This window comes from Luteimonas arsenica, from assembly GCF_004352825.1.
Lineage (GTDB): Bacteria > Pseudomonadota > Gammaproteobacteria > Xanthomonadales > Xanthomonadaceae > Luteimonas > Luteimonas arsenica.
In genome coordinates this window covers 21,573-38,987 of record NZ_SJRW01000002.1, presented here as the reverse complement: position 1 = coordinate 38,987, position 17,415 = coordinate 21,573, and the positions used below count along the sequence as shown (strand labels likewise).

Genomic DNA, 17,415 nt, shown 5'->3' with positions numbered 1-17,415 from the left:
GGGGGGGATCGGGGGAGCGGTATTATAGAAGTCCCGCGGGCTCCGGCCCGGCAATGGTCCGTTCCATCGTGCCCGCACTGTTCCCGCTGAAGCTCGCCTCGCGCCGGATGCTGGCGCCGACCGTCGCCCACCTCGCCTTCAGCCGCGATGACGGCCTGCCGCTGGACTACATCCCCGGGCAGTTCATCCAGGTCCATTTCGAGTACGCCGACGGCACCGCGGCCAAACGCAGTTACTCGCTGGCCACCCTCCACGACCACGCCATGGAACCCGGCGAACTGGTCGAGATCGCGGTCAGCTACGTGCCCGGCGGCGCCGCCACAGCCCTGTTCGAGAACCTCGACATCGGCGGCACGATCCAGGCCAGCGGACCCTTCGGCCGCTTCTGCCTGCAGCCGCGCGACGACAACCACCGCTACCTGCTGATCGGCACCGGCACCGGCGTCACCCCCTACAGGGCGATGCTGCCGCAGCTGGAGCAGGCGATGGCCGAGCGCGACGCCGAGGTCGTGCTGCTGTTCGGCGCGCGCACCCCCGAGGAACTGCTGTACGGCGACGAGTTCCGCGCCTTCGCCGACGCGCACCCGGGCTTCCGCTTCGTGCCCTGCTTCTCGCGCGAGCTGCCCGCGCCCGGCTCGGCCCAGGACCACGCGGACGTGCGCCATGGCTACGTGCAGCAGTTCCTGGCAGAGTTCGCGCCCTCGGCCGAGGGCGACATCGCCTACCTCTGCGGCAACCCGGACATGGTCGATGCCTGCTTCGAGGCACTGAAGGACCACGGGCTTCCGGTTCCACGCATCCGACGCGAGAAGTACGTCAGCAGCAAATAGGGGGCTCGGCGCCGCCGGGTCACACTTGTCGGCAGCCCGGCGTCTGGATGACTGAAGGCCCGTGCCATCCTTCGGGGTCACCACTATCCATCCATCTTCCAAGACGAGGAGCGCCATGACATCCCGTGGAACCACCCTGTGCCGCCTGTTCGCCGCGCCGCTGGCGGTGGCGCTGGCCGCCTGCGCACCGACGGGCAGCGCGCCCGGCGGCGGGCAGCGTTTCGGCTCCATCGATTTCGAATCCTGTGCGCTGAGCACAGTCGGGGCGCCCGCAGTCGAAGCCCAGTGCGCCAGCTTCGAGGTGCCCGAGGACCACGACCGGCCCGATGGCCGCCGCATCGCCCTGTCCATCGCCATCGTCCCCTCTTCCGGCCTGGCCGCGCCCGACCCCGTGGTCATGATCGCGGGCGGCCCGGGCCAGGCGGCGCTGGAGTCCTATCCCCAGGTCGCCCAGGCCTTCGAGGACGTGCTCAGGCGGCGCGACGTGGTGCTGGTCGATGCCCGCGGCACCGGCGGTTCGCACCCGCTGCGCTGCGAGGACGAAGAGGGCGGGAACGCCTTCGGCGTCGATGACATGTCGCCCGACGCCATGCGTGCGTTCGCCGCGCGCTGCCGCGACGCGCTGTCCGCCGACAGCGACCTGCGCCGCTATGCGACCACCGACCACGTACGCGACCTCGAGGCGGTGCGCAAGGCCCTGGGGGCGCCGCAGCTCAACCTGGTCGGCATTTCCTATGGCACGCGCGTGGCTCAGCAGTACGCCCGGACGTTCCCGGAGTCCACCCGCAGCGTGGTGATCGACGGCGTGGTGCCCAACTCCATGGTCCTGGGCCAGGAACACGCCAGGAACCTGGAGCAGGCGCTGGACGTCCAGTTCGAGCGCTGCCGCGCCGAACCGTCCTGCATCGACAACCTGGGCGATCCCACCCGGCAGCTGGCCACGGTGCGCACGGCGCTCGAGGGCGGCGACCTCGCGCCGGTGCAGTACCGCGATCCCACCAATGGCGAATGGCTCGAGGATCAACCGACCTTCGGCCACCTGGCCGTGCTGCTGCGCATGTTCTCCTACCAGCCCGCGGCCGCGGCCACCCTGCCCCTGCTCCTGCACGAGGCGGCGGAAGGCCGCTACGCGCCGCTGATGGCGCAGTCGCGGATGCTGGTGGGCTCGATCGGCGGACAGATGGCGCACGGCATGCAGCTGTCGGTGATGTGCACCGAGGACGCCGCCGAGATGGCCGTCGATCCCGGTGACGACGGCAGCGTTCTGGGCAACGACATGGTCGCCGTGTTCAAGGCCCAGTGCGCGGAATGGCCCACCGCCGCCCGCCCGGAAGGCTTCCGCGAGCCGCTTTCTGGCGACCTGCCGGTGCTTGCGATCAGCGGCGAGTTCGATCCGGTCACCCCGCCCCGCTACGGCGACGAAGTGGTCGCGCACCTGCCTCGCGGCCGCCACCTCGTCGCGCCGGGGCAGGGCCACAACGTGATCGGCGCTGGCTGCATGCCGAAGCTGTTCGCCCAGTTCATCGAGAACGCCGACGCGGATGGCCTCGATGCCGCCTGCCTGGAACGACTCGCGCCGACACCGCCGTTCGCCGGCAACTACGGATGGGAGCCCTGAGATGATCGAAGTCAACGACCTGCACAAGTCCTTCAAGGCGAAGGCCGGCCCGGTGCACGCGGTGCGCGGGGTGGGCTTCACCGCGCGCGACGGCGAGATCACCGGCCTGCTGGGCCCCAACGGTGCCGGCAAGACCACCACCCTGCGCATGCTCTACACCCTGATGTCGCCGGACCGCGGTTCGGTGCGCGTGGACGGCATGGACGTCGCCCGTGACGCCACCGCCGTGCGCCGCAGCCTCGGCGTGCTTCCCGACGCGCGCGGCGTCTACAAGCGCCTGACCGCGCGCGAGAACATCGCCTATTTCGGCCGCCTGCATGGCCTGGACGAATCCACCATCGCCGCGCGCGTCGACGAGCTGTCCCGCACCCTGGGCATGGAGGACTTCCTGGACCGCCAGACCGAGGGCTTCTCGCAGGGCCAGCGCACCAAGACCGCGATCGCGCGCGCGCTGGTACACGCGCCGCGGAACGTGATCCTGGACGAACCCACCAACGGCCTGGACGTGATGACCACCCGCGGCCTGCGCGGTTTCCTGCAGCAGTTGCGTGCCCAGGGGCATTGCGTGATCTTCAGCAGCCACATCATGCAGGAGGTCGCGGCGCTGTGCGATCGCATCGTGATCATCGCCGGGGGCGAGGTGCGCGCCCACGGCACGCCGGATGAACTGCGCGCGCAGTCGGGCGAGGACAACCTCGAGGACGCGTTCGTCAAACTGATCGGCACCGAGGAGGGCCTGTCCGCATGAGCCTGTTCAACAACGTGGTATGGACGGTCGCGTGGAAGGAGCTGCTCGACCTGTTCCGCGACCGGCGCACGGTGATGCTCAGCCTGCTGATGGGTCCCTTGCTGTTCCCGCTGCTGGTTCTTGGCATGGGCTCGCTGGCCGAAAGCCGGGCACGGGTCCAGCTGGAATCGGTGCTCGACGTGCCGGTGATCGGCGCCGAGCACGCGCCCAACCTGGTGCGCTACCTGCACACTCGCGACATCAAGGCGATCGATCCTCCGGTCGATGCCGAACGTCAGCTGCGCGAACAGGCGTTCGACGTGGTGCTGCGCATCCCGCCCGACTACGCCGAACTGTGGCGCGACAGCCGCATGGCGCCGGTGGAGATCCTCTACGACTCCTCGCGCCAGGACTCCCGCATCCCGGTGCAGCGGGTACGCACGGCGCTGGCCGAATACGGACGTCAGGTGGGCTCGCTGCGCATGATCAGCCGCGGCGTCAGCCCGGAGGCCGCGATCTCGGTGCTGGCCGCGCCGCGCGATGTGTCCACGCCGGAATCCCGGCGCGGCATGATGCTGGCGCTCCTGCCCTACCTGCTGATCCTGAGCGCCTTCCTGGGCGGGGCCTACCTGGTGATCGACATCACCGCCGGCGAACGCGAGCGCCAGTCGCTCGAGCCCCTGCTGGCGACGCCGGTGTCGCGCAGCGCGATCATGAGCGGAAAGATCCTGGCCGCCTGCCTGTTCGGGATGCTGGGCCTGGCCCTGATCGTGATCGCCTTCAAGGTGAGCTTCGCCGTGGCGCCGCCATCCATGCAGCTGGTGAAGGTCTCGGGGCAGATGATGCTGCAGCTGCTGCTGGTGCTGCTGCCCCTCGTGCTGATCGGCACCACCCTGCTGACCCTGATCGCGGCCAGCGTGAAGTCGGTAAAGGAAGCGCAGAGCTACATGAGCGTGCTGATGCTGCTGCCGATCATCCCCACGATCGTGCTGCTGGTGAATCCGGTAAAGAACCAGCTGTGGCAGTTCGCGGTGCCGTTCCTGGGCCAGAACCAGATGCTGCTGAAGATCATCCGCGGCGAGTGGGTGGCACCGGTGGAGTGGGCGGTGTACCTCGGCGCCGGCTTCGGCCTCGGCCTGGTGCTGTGGCTGATCGCCGCGCGCCTGTACCACCGCGAGAAGCTGGCGATCTCGGCCTGAGCATCGCGACCCCGCCGAAACGAAGAAGTCCGGCCAATGGCCGGGCTTCTTTTTCCTGCCTCCGGGGCGGCCTCAGCCGCCCGGGTTGAAGGCGATGGTGCGGCGAGTGGTGACCGGCTCGGATACCGGCTCGAAGCGCCAGCGGCGGACCGCCGCCACAGCCTCGCGATCAAAAACCCGGGCCGGGTTGGCCCGCACCACGCGGGCGTCGCTGACGCTGCCGTCGGGTGCGACCGTGAACTCGACCTGGACTTCGCCCGACTGCGACGCGCGCAGCGCCTCGACCGGATAGCGCGGCGCCGGAGTGCTCAGCGGGCGCAGCGTGGGTGCCGCGGCCGCGGGTGCCGGCGTCGCGGCGGCCTGCTGGGCCTGGCGCTGCTCGGCGGCGCGCTGTTCGGCCGCACGCTGCTCCGCGGCCACGCGCTCGGCCTCGGCACGCTCGGCGGCCTCGCGTTCGGCGACCTGCTGCTGGGCCAGCTGCTCGGCGGCCTGGCGCTGCTGCTCGGCCTGGGTGCGTTCGCGCTCTTCCGCCAGCTGGCGCTGGCGCTCGGCCTCCTGCTCGGCGCTCAGGGCCTGCTGGGCAACGCGGCGCTGCGCGGTCTCGTCGGCACTGTCGATCGATGCGGTCAGGCGCTGCAGGGCCGGGTGGTTGGCGTCGGCGCGCGCGACCAGGGCGGCCAGGCGGCGCGATTCCTCGAAGTCCTCGCGGTCACGCGCCTGCTCGGTCGCGATCACCAGCATCGGCATCAGGTCGGTCAGCGCACTCGCCACCGCGGCGTCGCCGGGCGACTTCTCGCGCAGCGCGAGGTAGTACTCCAGCGCGTTGTCGCCGGCCGGTGCGTAGAGGCGGCTCTCGGCGTAGGCGGTCCGGCCGCGCTCGCGCAGTTCGTCCACGCTGAGTTCGGCCAGTGCGTTGGCCTGCGCCGCGGCCTGTTCGGCGGCGGCTTCGGATGCTGCGGCGGCCGACTCGGCCGGGCTGCCGGCGGCAGCGGTATCGCCCTGCTGCGCGGCATCGTCCTTGCCGCAGGCGGCGATGGCGAGGATCAGGGCCGCCGCAAGGGCCAGCCGAGGCAGGGCCCGCCACGTGGGCAGTTGGTTGTTCACGGACATCGTTTGGTTACTCCCCCTGGTGTGCGGAAACGCACGTGTGCCTAGGACGCGACACGCGAGCCCGTTTGTCAACACCCTGACACCTTCTCCCGCCCGCATTCATTTGCCGATGCAGAAGCTGGAGAAGATGTGTCCGAGCAGCGCGTCGGCGCTGACCCGGCCGGTGATGTCGCCCAGGCTGTGATGGGCGTCACGAAGTAGTTCGGCGGCGAGATCCAGTGCCTCGCCGGCCAGCGCCGCGGTTGCGGCCTCGAGCGAGGCCGCGGCGCGGCGCAGCGCATCGACGTGGCGCGCCCGCGCGGTGAACTCGCCACCGCCGGATTCGCCGCCGCCGGTCACCAGCGCGTGCAGGCGCACGTGCAGCGCGTCCATGCCCTGCCCCGTCACCGCGGACACGCGCAGCTCGCCCTCCGGTGGCGGTGGCGCATCGGGCGGCAGCAGGTCGGCCTTGTTGTGCAGCCACAGCACCTGCGGCAGGCCGTCGAGGTCGCCGGCCAGCGCGGCGCGGCCGGCGGCGGGATCGCGCGCATCGAGCACGGCGATCGCCAGTCCCGCGCGCGCCAGCTCCCCGCGCGCGCGGCGCATGCCCTCGCGCTCGATGGCGTCGCCTTCGGCGCGCAGGCCGGCGGTGTCGACCAGGGTCAGCTCGGCACCGTCGACGTGCAGGGTCTCGCGCAGCAGGTCGCGGGTGGTGCCGGCGACGTCGGTGACGATGGCGCGCTCGGCGCCGGCCAGGGCATTGAGCAGCGAACTCTTGCCGGCGTTGGGCGGGCCGACGATCACCGCGTGCAGGCCGTCGCGCAGGCGGCGGCCGCGGTCGGCGGCGGCCAGCAGCGCGGCCAGGTCCGCGCGGGCACGCTGCAGCCGCGTGGCCAGCTCGGTACCGCCCAGCGTGTCCAGCGGCTCGTCGGCGAAATCGATCGCGGCCTCGACGTGCACGCGGATGGCGAGCAGTTCGTCGGCCAGTGCTTCGACGCGCCGCGAGAAATCGCCGTCCAGCGAGCGCCGGGCGGCGCGGGCGGCGGTCAGGTCGGCGGCAGCGATCAGGTCGGCCACCGCTTCGGCCTGGGCGAGGTCGAGGCGGCCGTTGACGAAGGCGCGCTCGGTGAACTCGCCCGGCCGCGCCATCCGCGCGCCCAGCGCGCAGCAGCGCGCGACGATCGCCTGCAGCAACACCGGGCTGCCGTGGCCCTGCAGTTCAGCCACGTCCTCGCCGGTGTAGCTGGCCGGCGCCGCGAACAGCAGCGCGATGCCGTCGTCGATGGCCTCGCCGGCGGCATCAAGGAAGCGAACGTGGTGGGCATGCCGCGGACGCAGCGCCCGCCCGCCGCAGACCTCGCGCGCGATGGCGGCTGCCGCGGGGCCCGAGAGCCGGACGATGCCGACGCCGCCGCTGCCGGGCGCAGTGGCGACGGCGACGATGGTGTCGTTCCCGGTGCCGGTCATCAAGGCGCGCACGCGCGGACGCAGCCGCCCGCCTCAGCCTTTCGAAACGGCCTTCGCGGGCTTGTCGCCAGCATCGGGCTTTTCCGCGTAGCGGCGGATCAGCCACCACTGCTGCAGCAGGCCGAGCGCGCCGTTGGTCACCCAGTACAGCACCAGGCCCGAGGGGAAGAAGATCATGAACACGCCGAAGACCAGCGGCATCAGCTGCATCATCTTCTGCTGCATCGGATCCATGCCGACCATGGGCGTGAGCTTCTGCGTGGCCCACATCACCAGGATGTTGAGCACCGGCAGGATGAAATACGGGTCGCGCGCGGTCAGGTCCTGGATCCAGCCGATCCACGGCGCGTGGCGCAGCTCGACGGACTCCAGCAGCACCCAGTACAGCGCCAGCCAGATCGGCATCTGCAGCAGCACCGGCAGGCAGCCGCCGACGGGATTGATCTTCTCCTTCTTGTACAGCTCCATCATGGCGACCTGGAACTTCTGCTTGTCGTCGCCGTAGCGCTCCTTGAGCTGCTGGATGCGCGGCTGGAACTTGCGCATCTTCGCCATCGACTGGTACTGCGCCTTCGACAGCGGGTACATGATGCCCTTGACCACCACCACCAGGCCGATGATCGACCAGCCCCAGTTCTGGAACAGGCCGTGGAGCTTGTCGAGGATCCAGAACAGCCACTCGCCGAGCACGGCGAAGACCGAGAAGCGGCTGTAATCGACCGCGCGATCAAGGTTGGGTACCTGCTGCGCCTTGATCTGGCCGACCAGCTTCGGGCCGACCCACAGGCGCGCGCTGGTGCTGGCCTGGTCGCCGGGCGCCACCGCCAGGCCGGGGCCGACTTCGCGGATCAGGTACTGCTGCGCGCCACCGGCACCGGGCATGGTGTGCAGCGAGACGGTGACCTCGTCGGTCGCCGCCGGGATCCAGGCGCTGAAGAAGTGGTGCTGGAGCATGGCCAGCCAGCCGCCGGTCTGGCGGACGTTGACCGGGCCCTCGTCGGCGAAGTCGGAATAGCGCACGCGTTCGTAACCCTGGCCCGGGCTGAACCAAGTGGCGCCGTACAGGCTGAAGGACTCGGGGTTGGTCCAGCCGGTCTTGAGCGCCTGCGGCAGGCGCACCAGCTGGCGGTAGGCATGGCCCTGCCACAGCGACGGGCTCTTGTTGTAGACGGTGTCGCGGACCTCGATGGCGTAGCTGCCGCGGGTGAACACGTAGCTGCGGCGGATGCTGACGCCGTCGGCACCGTGCCAGACGAAGGGCACCTCGAGGGTGTCGGCGTCGGCGGGCATCACGTACTGCGTCGCCGCCGACTCCGGCACGAAGCCCGACTCGTGGCTGGGCGCGGCGCTGGACTGGCTGACCCAGCCGCTCTGCGCGGCATAGAAGGTGGCCGGGTTGTCGTCGAACAGGCGCACCGGGGCGCTGCCCTCGTCGCGGGTCTGCGGGAACTGCACCAGGTCGGCGCGCGCGACCGCGCCGCCGCGCAGGGCGAGGTCGAGGACGTCGGTGCGCACCTGTACCAGGCCGGCGGCCGGCGCGGCTGACGGCGCGGCGACGCCCGGCAGCGGCGCAGCCTGCGGCGCCGCTGGCACGGCGCCCGGCACGGTGGCGGCGGCATCGGCGGCCGGTGCGCCCGGGATCGCGGCGGCCGGATCGGCGGCGACGGCTTCGATCGTGGCCGCGGCGGTCGTGGCCGGCTCCCGCTGCTCCTTGCCCCACTCCATCCACAGGAGGGTCGCCACCATCAGCCAGGCGAAGATCAGGAAGGTACGGGTCTGGTTCATCGGGCAGGCAGGCTCATTCGCCGGCGGAACGCGGCGTCAGGACGGGGAGGTGCGGGGAGTCGGGCATTGTGCCGGTCGGGTCCGGCGCGGGCAACGCGCCGGCGCGGCGCAGGGCGTCGTGGAAGGCGGCGCGCAGCGCCACGCGGGTCGCGCCGGCCGCCGCGGGGCGCGCGACGACCACGTAGGCGGCGGGCGGCAGGGCGGCACGCAGGGCGCGAAACTCCTCGCGCAGCGCGCGCTTGATGCGGTTGCGGCCGACGGCGCGGCGATCGACCTTGCGCGAGACCGCCAGGCCCAGGCGCGCGGGCTGGCCGTCGCGGAGCAGGTGCAGGGCGAGCAACGGGGTGCCGGTGCGGCGACCCTCGCCGAACACGCGGTCGAAGTCCGCGCGCACGCGTACGCGCGCTTGGCGGGGCAAGCGGCGGTCCATGGAAATGCGGTTCGCGACGGGGCGGCCGGCAGTCGGTCCGCCCGGCGGCATCAGGCGGTCAGGCGCTTGCGGCCCTTGGCGCGGCGGCGGGCAAGGATCTTGCGGCCGTCGGCGGTCGCCATGCGGGCACGGAAGCCGTGGTCGCGCTTGCGCTTGAGGTTGCTGGGCTGGTAGGTGCGCTTGGTGGCCATGACGGTTGCTCTGGGCGGTGACGCAGCGGAAAGAACCGGCGATTGTAGGCCGCTCCTGTGGGCCGGTCAAATCCAGCCCCCCTGCCCCGCCCCGGCGCCCTTCCCTGCCCATCGCCGCCGCGACCGCCGGCGCGCAGTCCGCGGGGTGCGATGGTAGGCTGGCTACCCCCTTTTCCCCGCCCCGCCGCACGTGGCCCGGCCACGCCGCGCGGCAGGTCCCGCTGTCGGTATGTCGAACCCCAACATGGATGCCTGGCCCCGCTGCCTCGAACGCCTGGAAGCCGAACTGCCGGCCGAGGATGTCCACATGTGGCTCAAGCCCCTGCAGGCGGCTCGCCGCGAGGACGGCACGGTGCTGTACGCACCCAACGTCTTCATCCGCGACGCGGTGCATGAGCGCTACATGCCGCGCATCCGCGAGCTGCTGGGGCATTTCGGCGGCAGCAGCGATGTCTCGCTGGAGATCGGCTCCCTGCCCCCGGCCACACCCGCGCCGCAGCGCGCGCCGGCCACGGCCGCGGCCACCGCGGCGTCGAACGCGGCCAGCGCCGCCGCCTTCCACGGCAACCTGGACAGCCACTACACCTTCGACAACTTCGTCGAGGGGCGCAGCAACCAGCTCGGCCGCGCCGCCGCCTGGCAGGCCGCGCAGAAGCCCGGCGACCGCGCCCACAACCCGCTGCTGCTGTACGGCGGCACCGGTCTGGGCAAGACCCACCTGATGTTCGCCGCCGGCAACGAGATGCGCCGCAACAACCCGGGCGCACGGGTGCTGTACATGCGCTCCAACGACTTTTACAGCGCGTTCTTCCGTTCCCTGCAGGAGCGCACCGCCGACCAGTTCAAGCGCCAGTTCCAGAAGCTCGACGCGCTGCTGATCGACGACATCCAGTTCTTCGCCGGCAAGGACCGCACCCAGGAAGAGTTCTTCCACACCTTCAATGCGCTGTTCGAGGGCCGGCAGCAGATCATCATGACCAGCGACCGCTTTCCCCGCGAAGTCGAGGGCCTCGAGCCGCGGCTGAAGTCGCGCCTGGCCTCCGGGCTCCCGGTGGCGATCGATCCGCCCGATTTCGAGACGCGGGCCGCGATCGTGCTGGCCAAGGCACGCGAGCGCGACACCCATATCCCCGAGGAGGTCGCGTTCCTGCTCGCGAAGAAGATTCCCTCGAACGTGCGTGAACTCGAGGGGGCGCTGAACACGCTGTCGGCCCAGGCCAACTTCACCGGCCGCGCGATCACGCCCGAGTTCGCGCAGGAAACCCTGCGCGACCTGCTCCGCGCGCAGCAGGCGGCGATCAGCATCCCCAATATCCAGAAGACCGTGGCAGACTACTACGGACTCCAGATCAAGGATTTGCTGGGCAAGAAGCGGACGCGTTCGCTGGCCCGCCCGCGCCAGATGGCGATGGCGCTGGCCAAGGAACTCACCGACCACAGCCTGCCCGCGATCGGGGAAGCCTTCGACGGACGGGACCACACCACGGTCCTGCATGCCTGCCGGCAGATCCGCGCCCTGGCGCTGACCGACGGCAAGCTCCGCGAGGACTGGGACAAGCTCATCCGCAAGCTCAGCGAATGAGGTCGTCCCGCCGGTGGCCAACCCAGTGGACGGCACCGGGAAAACCTGTGGACAACTGCCATGCCCCGGCCGGGCCCGAAAGTTGTCCACAGCTTCTCCCACCGCTGGCAGCAGGCTTGTCCACGGGGTTGTAGCTCAATAATATCGTTTTAAATCAGTGATTTAAGTTTATTTTCCACCGGATTTCCGGACACCACCACCACCGCTTTTAGTATTTATCCAATTCAAGAGCCAGGGCCAAGGGGACAACACCGGCATGCGTTTCAGTCTGCAGCGAGAAGCCTTCCTCAAGCCGTTGGCGCAGGTCGTCAACGTGGTCGAACGCCGGCAGACCCTGCCGGTGCTCGCAAACCTGCTGGCCCTGGTCAAGGACGGCCAGCTGTCGCTGACCGGTACCGACCTCGAGGTCGAAATGGTCGCGCGCTGCGCCGTCGACGACGCCCAGGACGGCGAGGTCACGATTCCCGCGCGCAAGCTGTTCGACATCGTTCGCGCCCTGCCCGACGGCAGCAAGGTCACCGTCAGCCAGGCCGGCGACAAGATCACGGTCCAGGCCGGCCGCAGCCGCTTCACCCTGGCCAGCCTGCCGGCCAACGACTTCCCGTCGATCGACGAGGTCGAGGCGACCGAGCGCGTCGAGGTGCCGGAAGCGGCCCTGAAGGAGCTGATCGAGCGCACCGCGTTCGCCATGGCCCAGCAGGACGTGCGCTACTACCTCAACGGCCTGCTCTTCGACCTCGGCGACCACCGCCTGCGCTGCGTGGCCACCGACGGCCACCGCCTGGCGCTGTGCGAGGCCGAGCTGGATGTCGGCAGCCAGGCCAAGCGCCAGATCATCGTCCCGCGCAAGGGCGTGACCGAGCTGCAGCGCCTGCTCGAAGGCGGCGACCGCGTGCTCGAGCTGGAAATGGGCCGCAACCATATCCGCGTGAAGCGCGACGATGTCACCTTCACCAGCAAGCTGATCGACGGCCGTTTCCCCGACTACGAGGCCGTGATCCCGATCGGCGCCGACCGCGAGGTCAAGATCGACCGCGAGGTGCTGCGGGCCTCGCTGCAGCGCGCGGCGATCCTGTCCAACGAGAAGTACCGCGGCGTGCGCATCGAGGTGTCCCCGGGCCAACTCAAGATCAGCGCTCACAACCCCGAGCAGGAAGAAGCCCAGGAAGAAGTCGAGGCCGACACCTCGGTCGATGGCCTGGCGGTTGGTTTCAACGTCAACTACCTGCTGGACGCGCTGGGCGCGCTGCGCGACGAAACCGTGATCCTGGCGCTGCGCGACGCCAACTCCTCCGCCCTGGTGCGCGAGGCCGCCAACGCCCGGTCGCGCCATGTCGTGATGCCGCTGCGGCTGTGATCCCCTCGGGGTTCCACGTGGAACGCGAACGCCCGGGATCGCCCGGGCGTTCTGCTTTTCCGGGGCGGACGCGGTGCGCCTGACCCGCCTGGAGCTGCGCGACCTGCGCAACCTGGCCGAGGTCGCGCTGCGCCCGGGGCCGGGCCTGAACCTGCTGGTGGGGCCGAACGGGGCGGGCAAGACCAGCGTGCTCGAGGGCCTGCACCTGCTGGCCTACGGGCGCAGCTTCCGCGGCCGCGTGCGCGATGGCCTGGTGCGGACCGGGCGCGACGCGGTGGAGGTGTTCGCCGAATGGGAGCGCGAAGGCCGGGATGGTCACCATCGGGCCGGTCTGCGCCACGCCGGCGGCCAGTGGCAGGCCCGGATCGACGGCGAAGCGGTCGATCACCTGGGTGAGCTCTGCGCCGCCTTCATGGTCGTGACCTTCGAGCCCGGCAGCCACGCCCTGGTTTCGGGTGGTGGCGAACCGCGCCGACGCTTCGTCGACTGGGGCCTGTTCCACGTGGAACAGGGCTTCCTTCCGGTCTGGCGCCGCTATTCGAGGGCCCTGAAGCAGCGCAACGCCTTGCTCAAGTCCGGCGCCGGACTGGGCCAGATCTCGGCCTGGGACCACGAACTGGCCACCGCCGGCGAGGAGCTGACCCGTCGCCGCGCCCTCTACCTGGATCGCCTGCAGGAGCGCCTGGAGCCGGTCATGGCCGCACTGGCGCCGTCACTGGGGCAGGCCCTGCTGGAATTCGAGCCCGGCTGGCGCCAGTCCAGCCTGTCCCTGGCCGACGCACTGGCCGTGGCCCGCGACCGCGACCGCACGCTGGGCCACACCAGCGTCGGCCCGCACCGCGCCGACTGGGGGCTGCGGCTGTCGGAAAAAGGGGGGGGCGAAGCCCTGTCCCGCGGCCAGGCCAAGCTTGCCGCCCTGTCCTGCCTGTTCGCCCAGGCCGCCGACTGTGCGGCGGAGCGGGGCGACTGGCCCGTCATCACCCTGGACGACCTCGCTTCCGAACTGGACGCCCCCCACCGCGAGCGCGTACTGGCCTTCCTGGCCGGAACTCCGGCGCAGGCCTTCATCAGCGGCACCGAACCCCTGCAGACAGACGCCCCACTGACCCTGTTCCACGTGGAACAGGGCATCGTGACCTCGGGCCAGGGCTGAGCCAGGCTGTTGGGCTGCGTTCCACGTGGAACCTGCCGGAAGAGCCTTTTGCCACGGATGAACGCGGATGGGCGCGGATTTGCACAGATAAAGCAGAAAAAGCAGGAAGAGCGGAAAGGCTTTTCAGCCACGGATTTGCGCGGATTACGCGGATCTGGCCGGGGCGGGATTGAAGGGTAGGGCCTTTACAGGACAACTCGCGGGAAGCTGTCCAGACAAAAATCCCGTGCGGCGCGTGGTGTCAGCACTGGCCTCGGCCCGATCCGCGTAATCCGCGCAAATCCGTGGCAAAAGCTCTGGCTCTTTCTTTCTTCTCTGCTCTATCCGTGCAAATCCGCGCCCATCCGCGTTCATCCGTGGCAAAAATCTTTTCCCGCCCCAGCCCAGCCCACCACGAACGCAGGCCTTGCCAAGTGGCCTGGAATGCTATAATCGACGGCTCAGGCCCCTATAAGTAATGTGTCGTGCGCCGGCGTCGCCGCGCGGGCCGTTGCGGGGCGATTCCAACGGCCAGAATCCTCTCGATGACCGAAGACACCGGCAGCACCCCCGAGACCGCCAACACCGGCTACGACTCCAGCAAGATCACCGTCCTGCGCGGCCTCGAGGCTGTCCGCAAGCGCCCGGGCATGTACATCGGCGACGTGCACGACGGCACCGGCCTGCACCACATGGTGTTCGAGGTCGTGGACAACTCGATCGACGAGGCCCTGGCCGGCCACGCCGACGACATCACGGTGACCATCCACGAGGACGGCTCGGTCTCGGTGTCCGACAACGGCCGCGGCATCCCGGTCGACATCCACAAGGAAGAGAACGTCTCGGCGGCCGAGGTGATCCTCACCGTGCTGCACGCCGGCGGCAAGTTCGACGACAACAGCTACAAGGTCTCCGGCGGCCTGCACGGCGTGGGCGTGTCGGTGGTCAACGCGCTCAGCGAGCACCTGTGGCTCGACATCTGGCGCGACGGTGGCCACCACCGCCAGGAGTACTCGCTGGGCGAGCCCCTGTATCCGCTGAAGGAGCTGGGCCCCTCCGAGGGCCGCCGCGGCACCACGCTGCGCTTCAAGCCCGCCGCGGAGATCTTCAGCGACGTCGAGTTCCACTACGACGTGCTCGCGCGCCGCCTGCGCGAGCTGTCCTTCCTCAACTCCGGCGTGAAGATCACGCTCGCCGACGAGCGCGGCGAGTCGCGCCGCGACGTGTTCCAGTACGAAGGCGGCATCCGCTCCTTCGTCGAGCACCTGGCGCAGGTGAAGACCCCGCTGCACCCGAAGGTGATCGCGGTGGCGGGCGAGGAGAACGGCATCACCGTGGACGTGGCGCTGCAGTGGACGGACTCGTACCAGGAGACCATGTTCTGCTTCACCAACAACATCCCGCAGAAGGACGGCGGCACCCACCTGCAGGGCTTCCGCGCCGCGCTCACGCGCACCCTGGCCAACTACATCGAGCAGAGCGGCATCGCCAAGCAGGCCAAGGTCAACCTGTCCGGCGACGACATGCGCGAGGGCATGATCGCGGTGCTGTCGGTGAAGGTGCCCGATCCCAGCTTCTCCTCGCAGACCAAGGAAAAGCTTGTCTCATCGGACGTGAGACCAGTGGTGGAGCACACCTTCGGCGCCCGGCTCGAGGAATTCCTGCAGGAGAACCCGAACGAGGCCCGCGCCATCGCCGGCAAGATCGTCGATGCCGCCCGCGCCCGCGAGGCCGCGCGCAAGGCCCGCGACCTGACCCGCCGCAAGGGCGCGCTGGACATCGCAGGGCTCCCCGGCAAGCTGGCCGACTGCCAGGAGAAGGATCCGGCGCTGTCCGAACTCTTCATCGTCGAGGGCGACTCGGCCGGCGGCTCGGCCAAGCAGGGCCGCAACCGCAAGAACCAGGCGGTGCTGCCGCTACGCGGCAAAATCCTCAACGTCGAGCGCGCGCGCTTCGACCGCATGCTGTCCTCGGCGGAAGTCGGCACCCTGATCACCGCGCTGGGCACCGGCATCGGCAAGGACGAGTACAACCCCGACAAGCTGCGCTACCACCGCATCATCATCATGACCGACGCCGACGTCGACGGCGCCCACATCCGCACCCTGCTGCTGACCTTCTTCTACCGGCAGATGCCGGAGCTGATCGAGCGCGGCCACGTCTACATCGGCCTGCCGCCGCTGTACAAGATCAAGCAGGGCAAGACCGAGCTGTACCTGAAGGATGATGCGGCGCTGGATGCCTACCTCGCCGGCAACGCCGTCGAGGGCGCCAGCCTGGTGCCGGCCACCGGCGAACCGCCGATCACCGGCGAGGCGCTGGAGAAGCTGCTGCTGGCCTATGCCGGCGCCCGCGACACCATCGCCCGCAACGCCTGGCGCTACGACCCCGAAGTGCTGGGTGCGCTGGTCGACTTCACCCCGCTGGATGCCGAGGCCCTGGCCGGCAACGTCGATGAGCGCCACGAGCTCGACCAGCTGGAGAAGCGTCTCAACGAGTCCGGGCTCGGCAAGCCGCGCTACGCCCTGGAGTTCCAGCCGGCCACCGCCACCGCCGGCCCCGCGCTGGTGGTGAAGCGCCGCCACATGGGCGTGGACGCGGTACAGGTGCTGCCGTTCTCGGCCTTCGAGGGCGGCGAGCTGCGCGCCCTGCGCGACGCCGCCGCGCTGCTGCACGGCCTGGTGCGCGAGGGCGCGCAGATCGTCCGCGGCAACCGCGCGCAGCCGGTCACCAGCTTTGCCCAGGCCCAGGCCTGGCTGCTGGAGGAGGCCAAGAAGGGTCGCCAGATCCAGCGCTTCAAGGGCCTGGGCGAGATGAATCCCGAGCAGCTCTGGGACACCACGGTCAACCCGGAGACCCGCCGCCTGCTGCAGGTGACGATCGAAGACGCAGTGGCCTCCGACCAGATCTTCAGCACCCTCATGGGCGACGTGGTCGAACCGCGCCGCGCCTTCATCGAGGACAACGCCCTGAGGGTGTCCAACCTCGACGTCTGAATGGGCGGCTTGACGCCGCCTTCAGCCGGCGGCGTCTACAACATCCGCAGACCAACAAGGACGCCGCCATGAGGATTCTCCCGATTGCCGCCGCGATCGCCGCCACCCTGGCCGTGGCCGCGTGCGCGACCACCACCTCGCCGACCGGCCGCACCCAGTACGTGGGCGCGGTGTCGCAGGAACAGCTCAACCAGATGGGCGCCCAGGCCTTCACCGAGCAGAAGGCCAAGATGCAGCAGACCGGCAACGCCGCCCAGAAGCGCTACGTCGACTGCGTGGTGCGCGCGGTGGTGGCCCAGCTGCCGGCGGCGCAGCGCCAGATCGCCTGGGAGTCGGCGGTGTTCGTCGACGACAACCCCAATGCCTTCGCGTTGCCCGGCGGCAAGGTCGGCGTGTACACCGGCATCTTCACGGTGGCGAAGAACCAGGACCAGCTGGCGGCGGTGATCGCGCACGAGATCGGGCACGTGATCGCCAATCACCACGACGAGCGCATCACCCGCCAGATGGGCGCCCAGGCCGGTCTGGGCGTGGTCGGCGCCCTGGTCGGCTCGCGCTACGGCGACGGCGCCACCCAGACCACCAACCAGCTCGGCGGCGCCGCGCTGCAGGCGGCCTTCCTGCTGCCGGGTTCACGGGCCCAGGAGACCGAGGCCGACGTGGTCGGCCAGCGGCTGGCGGCCGAGGCCGGCTTCGACCCGCGCCAGGCGGTCAACCTGTGGCAGAACATGATCGCCGCAAGCGGCGGCAGCCGGCCGCCGCAGTGGCTGTCCACCCACCCCGATCCCAGCGCCCGCATCGGCGAACTGCAGCAGCGTGCGACCGACCTGGTGCCCACCTGGGAGCAGGCGCGCGCCGCCGGTCGCCGTCCCGCCTGCGGCTGAACCATCACCGCGCCCCCGGCGCAATGGCCGAATGGCCCGGTCGCGCCAACGCACCTTGTTCTGTTAGTTTTGGCACCCCCGCGCATCTGCCGGCTCCGGCCACCAGATGCACTGCATCCGAGGTCCCC

General features: G+C 70.2%; 14 protein-coding genes. 9 read left to right on the top strand and 5 right to left on the bottom strand.

Features of this window, described 5'->3' with window-relative positions; genetic code table 11:
• Positions 1-53 precede the first annotated feature (53 nt).
• From E2170_RS07670 to E2170_RS07655, 4 genes are all read left to right on the top strand, one after another.
• Entirely contained in the window at positions 54-830 is a 777-nt protein-coding gene (locus E2170_RS07670; protein ID WP_165942199.1) for a ferredoxin--NADP reductase, read from the top strand.
• Positions 831-945: 115 nt separating this feature from the next.
• Positions 946-2,448 (top strand): alpha/beta fold hydrolase, encoded by a 1,503-nt coding sequence (locus tag E2170_RS07665; RefSeq protein ID WP_133000104.1) that lies wholly within the window; start codon positions 946-948, stop codon positions 2,446-2,448.
• Between the two features lies 1 nt (position 2,449).
• Positions 2,450-3,196 (top strand): ABC transporter ATP-binding protein, encoded by a 747-nt coding sequence (locus E2170_RS07660; protein WP_133000103.1) that lies wholly within the window; start codon positions 2,450-2,452, stop codon positions 3,194-3,196.
• Positions 3,193-4,374: an ABC transporter permease gene (locus E2170_RS07655; RefSeq protein ID WP_133000102.1), complete on the top strand. Its 1,182-nt coding sequence runs from the start codon at positions 3,193-3,195 to the stop codon at positions 4,372-4,374. Before E2170_RS07660 ends, E2170_RS07655 begins: the two co-directional genes overlap by 4 nt.
• Positions 4,375-4,446: 72 nt before the next feature.
• Here E2170_RS07655 and E2170_RS07650 read toward each other — a convergent pair whose 3' ends face one another.
• From E2170_RS07650 to rpmH, 5 genes are all read right to left on the bottom strand, one after another.
• Positions 4,447-5,484 carry an energy transducer TonB gene (locus E2170_RS07650; protein WP_133000101.1) on the bottom strand — a complete coding sequence of 346 codons (1,038 nt, stop codon included), beginning with the start codon at positions 5,482-5,484 and terminating at the stop codon, positions 4,447-4,449.
• Positions 5,485-5,583: 99 nt separating this feature from the next.
• Complete coding sequence (gene mnmE / locus E2170_RS07645) at positions 5,584-6,930, bottom strand: tRNA uridine-5-carboxymethylaminomethyl(34) synthesis GTPase MnmE (protein ID WP_133000100.1); 1,347 nt, start codon at positions 6,928-6,930, stop codon at positions 5,584-5,586.
• A 33-nt stretch (positions 6,931-6,963) separates the two neighbouring features.
• Complete coding sequence (gene yidC, locus E2170_RS07640) at positions 6,964-8,715, bottom strand: membrane protein insertase YidC (protein WP_133000099.1); 1,752 nt, start codon at positions 8,713-8,715, stop codon at positions 6,964-6,966.
• A 13-nt stretch (positions 8,716-8,728) separates the two neighbouring features.
• The gene (rnpA, locus tag E2170_RS07635) at positions 8,729-9,196 is read right to left on the bottom strand and encodes a ribonuclease P protein component (RefSeq protein ID WP_425477844.1); all 468 of its coding nucleotides are present in this window, start codon (positions 9,194-9,196) and stop codon (positions 8,729-8,731) included.
• A complete protein-coding gene (gene rpmH / locus E2170_RS07630) occupies positions 9,196-9,336 on the bottom strand; it encodes a 50S ribosomal protein L34 (protein ID WP_027083663.1) in 141 nt (46 codons plus the stop codon). Before rpmH ends, rnpA begins: the two co-directional genes overlap by 1 nt.
• A 244-nt stretch (positions 9,337-9,580) precedes the next feature.
• On the opposite strand from rpmH, the gene dnaA reads away from it, so the two are divergent.
• From dnaA to E2170_RS07605, 5 genes are all read left to right on the top strand, one after another.
• Complete coding sequence (dnaA, locus tag E2170_RS07625; protein WP_133000097.1) at positions 9,581-10,918, top strand: chromosomal replication initiator protein DnaA; 1,338 nt, start codon at positions 9,581-9,583, stop codon at positions 10,916-10,918.
• Between the two features lie 256 nt (positions 10,919-11,174).
• Entirely contained in the window at positions 11,175-12,275 is a 1,101-nt protein-coding gene (dnaN, locus tag E2170_RS07620; RefSeq protein ID WP_133000096.1) for a DNA polymerase III subunit beta, read from the top strand.
• A 73-nt stretch (positions 12,276-12,348) separates the two neighbouring features.
• On the top strand, positions 12,349-13,428 hold the full coding sequence (recF, locus tag E2170_RS07615; protein WP_133000095.1) for a DNA replication/repair protein RecF: 1,080 nt from the start codon (positions 12,349-12,351) through the stop codon (positions 13,426-13,428).
• Between the two features lie 524 nt (positions 13,429-13,952).
• Positions 13,953-16,403, top strand: a complete 2,451-nt coding sequence (gyrB, locus tag E2170_RS07610; protein WP_133000094.1) for a DNA topoisomerase (ATP-hydrolyzing) subunit B — start codon at positions 13,953-13,955, stop codon at positions 16,401-16,403.
• Between the two features lie 68 nt (positions 16,404-16,471).
• Positions 16,472-17,287 carry a M48 family metallopeptidase gene (locus E2170_RS07605; RefSeq protein ID WP_133000093.1) on the top strand — a complete coding sequence of 272 codons (816 nt, stop codon included), beginning with the start codon at positions 16,472-16,474 and terminating at the stop codon, positions 17,285-17,287.
• The last annotated feature ends 128 nt before the right edge of the window (positions 17,288-17,415 follow it).

Bases quoted from the DNA above. Each gene is read 5' to 3' on its own strand.
- yidC (WP_133000099.1), bottom strand. From the start codon at position 8,715: ATGAACCAGACCCGTACCTTCCTGATCTTCGCCTGGCTGATGGTGGCG.
- E2170_RS07660 (WP_133000103.1), top strand. From the start codon at position 2,450: ATGATCGAAGTCAACGACCTGCACAAGTCCTTCAAGGCGAAGGCCGGC.
- dnaA (WP_133000097.1), top strand. From the start codon at position 9,581: ATGGATGCCTGGCCCCGCTGCCTCGAACGCCTGGAAGCCGAACTGCCG.
- E2170_RS07655 (WP_133000102.1), top strand. From the start codon at position 3,193: ATGAGCCTGTTCAACAACGTGGTATGGACGGTCGCGTGGAAGGAGCTG.
- mnmE (WP_133000100.1), bottom strand. From the start codon at position 6,930: ATGACCGGCACCGGGAACGACACCATCGTCGCCGTCGCCACTGCGCCC.
- E2170_RS07605 (WP_133000093.1), top strand. From the start codon at position 16,472: ATGAGGATTCTCCCGATTGCCGCCGCGATCGCCGCCACCCTGGCCGTG.
- rpmH (WP_027083663.1), bottom strand. From the start codon at position 9,336: ATGGCCACCAAGCGCACCTACCAGCCCAGCAACCTCAAGCGCAAGCGC.
- E2170_RS07650 (WP_133000101.1), bottom strand. From the start codon at position 5,484: ATGTCCGTGAACAACCAACTGCCCACGTGGCGGGCCCTGCCTCGGCTG.
- rnpA (WP_425477844.1), bottom strand. From the start codon at position 9,196: ATGCCGCCGGGCGGACCGACTGCCGGCCGCCCCGTCGCGAACCGCATT.
- gyrB (WP_133000094.1), top strand. From the start codon at position 13,953: ATGACCGAAGACACCGGCAGCACCCCCGAGACCGCCAACACCGGCTAC.
- E2170_RS07670 (WP_165942199.1), top strand. From the start codon at position 54: ATGGTCCGTTCCATCGTGCCCGCACTGTTCCCGCTGAAGCTCGCCTCG.
- dnaN (WP_133000096.1), top strand. From the start codon at position 11,175: ATGCGTTTCAGTCTGCAGCGAGAAGCCTTCCTCAAGCCGTTGGCGCAG.
- E2170_RS07665 (WP_133000104.1), top strand. From the start codon at position 946: ATGACATCCCGTGGAACCACCCTGTGCCGCCTGTTCGCCGCGCCGCTG.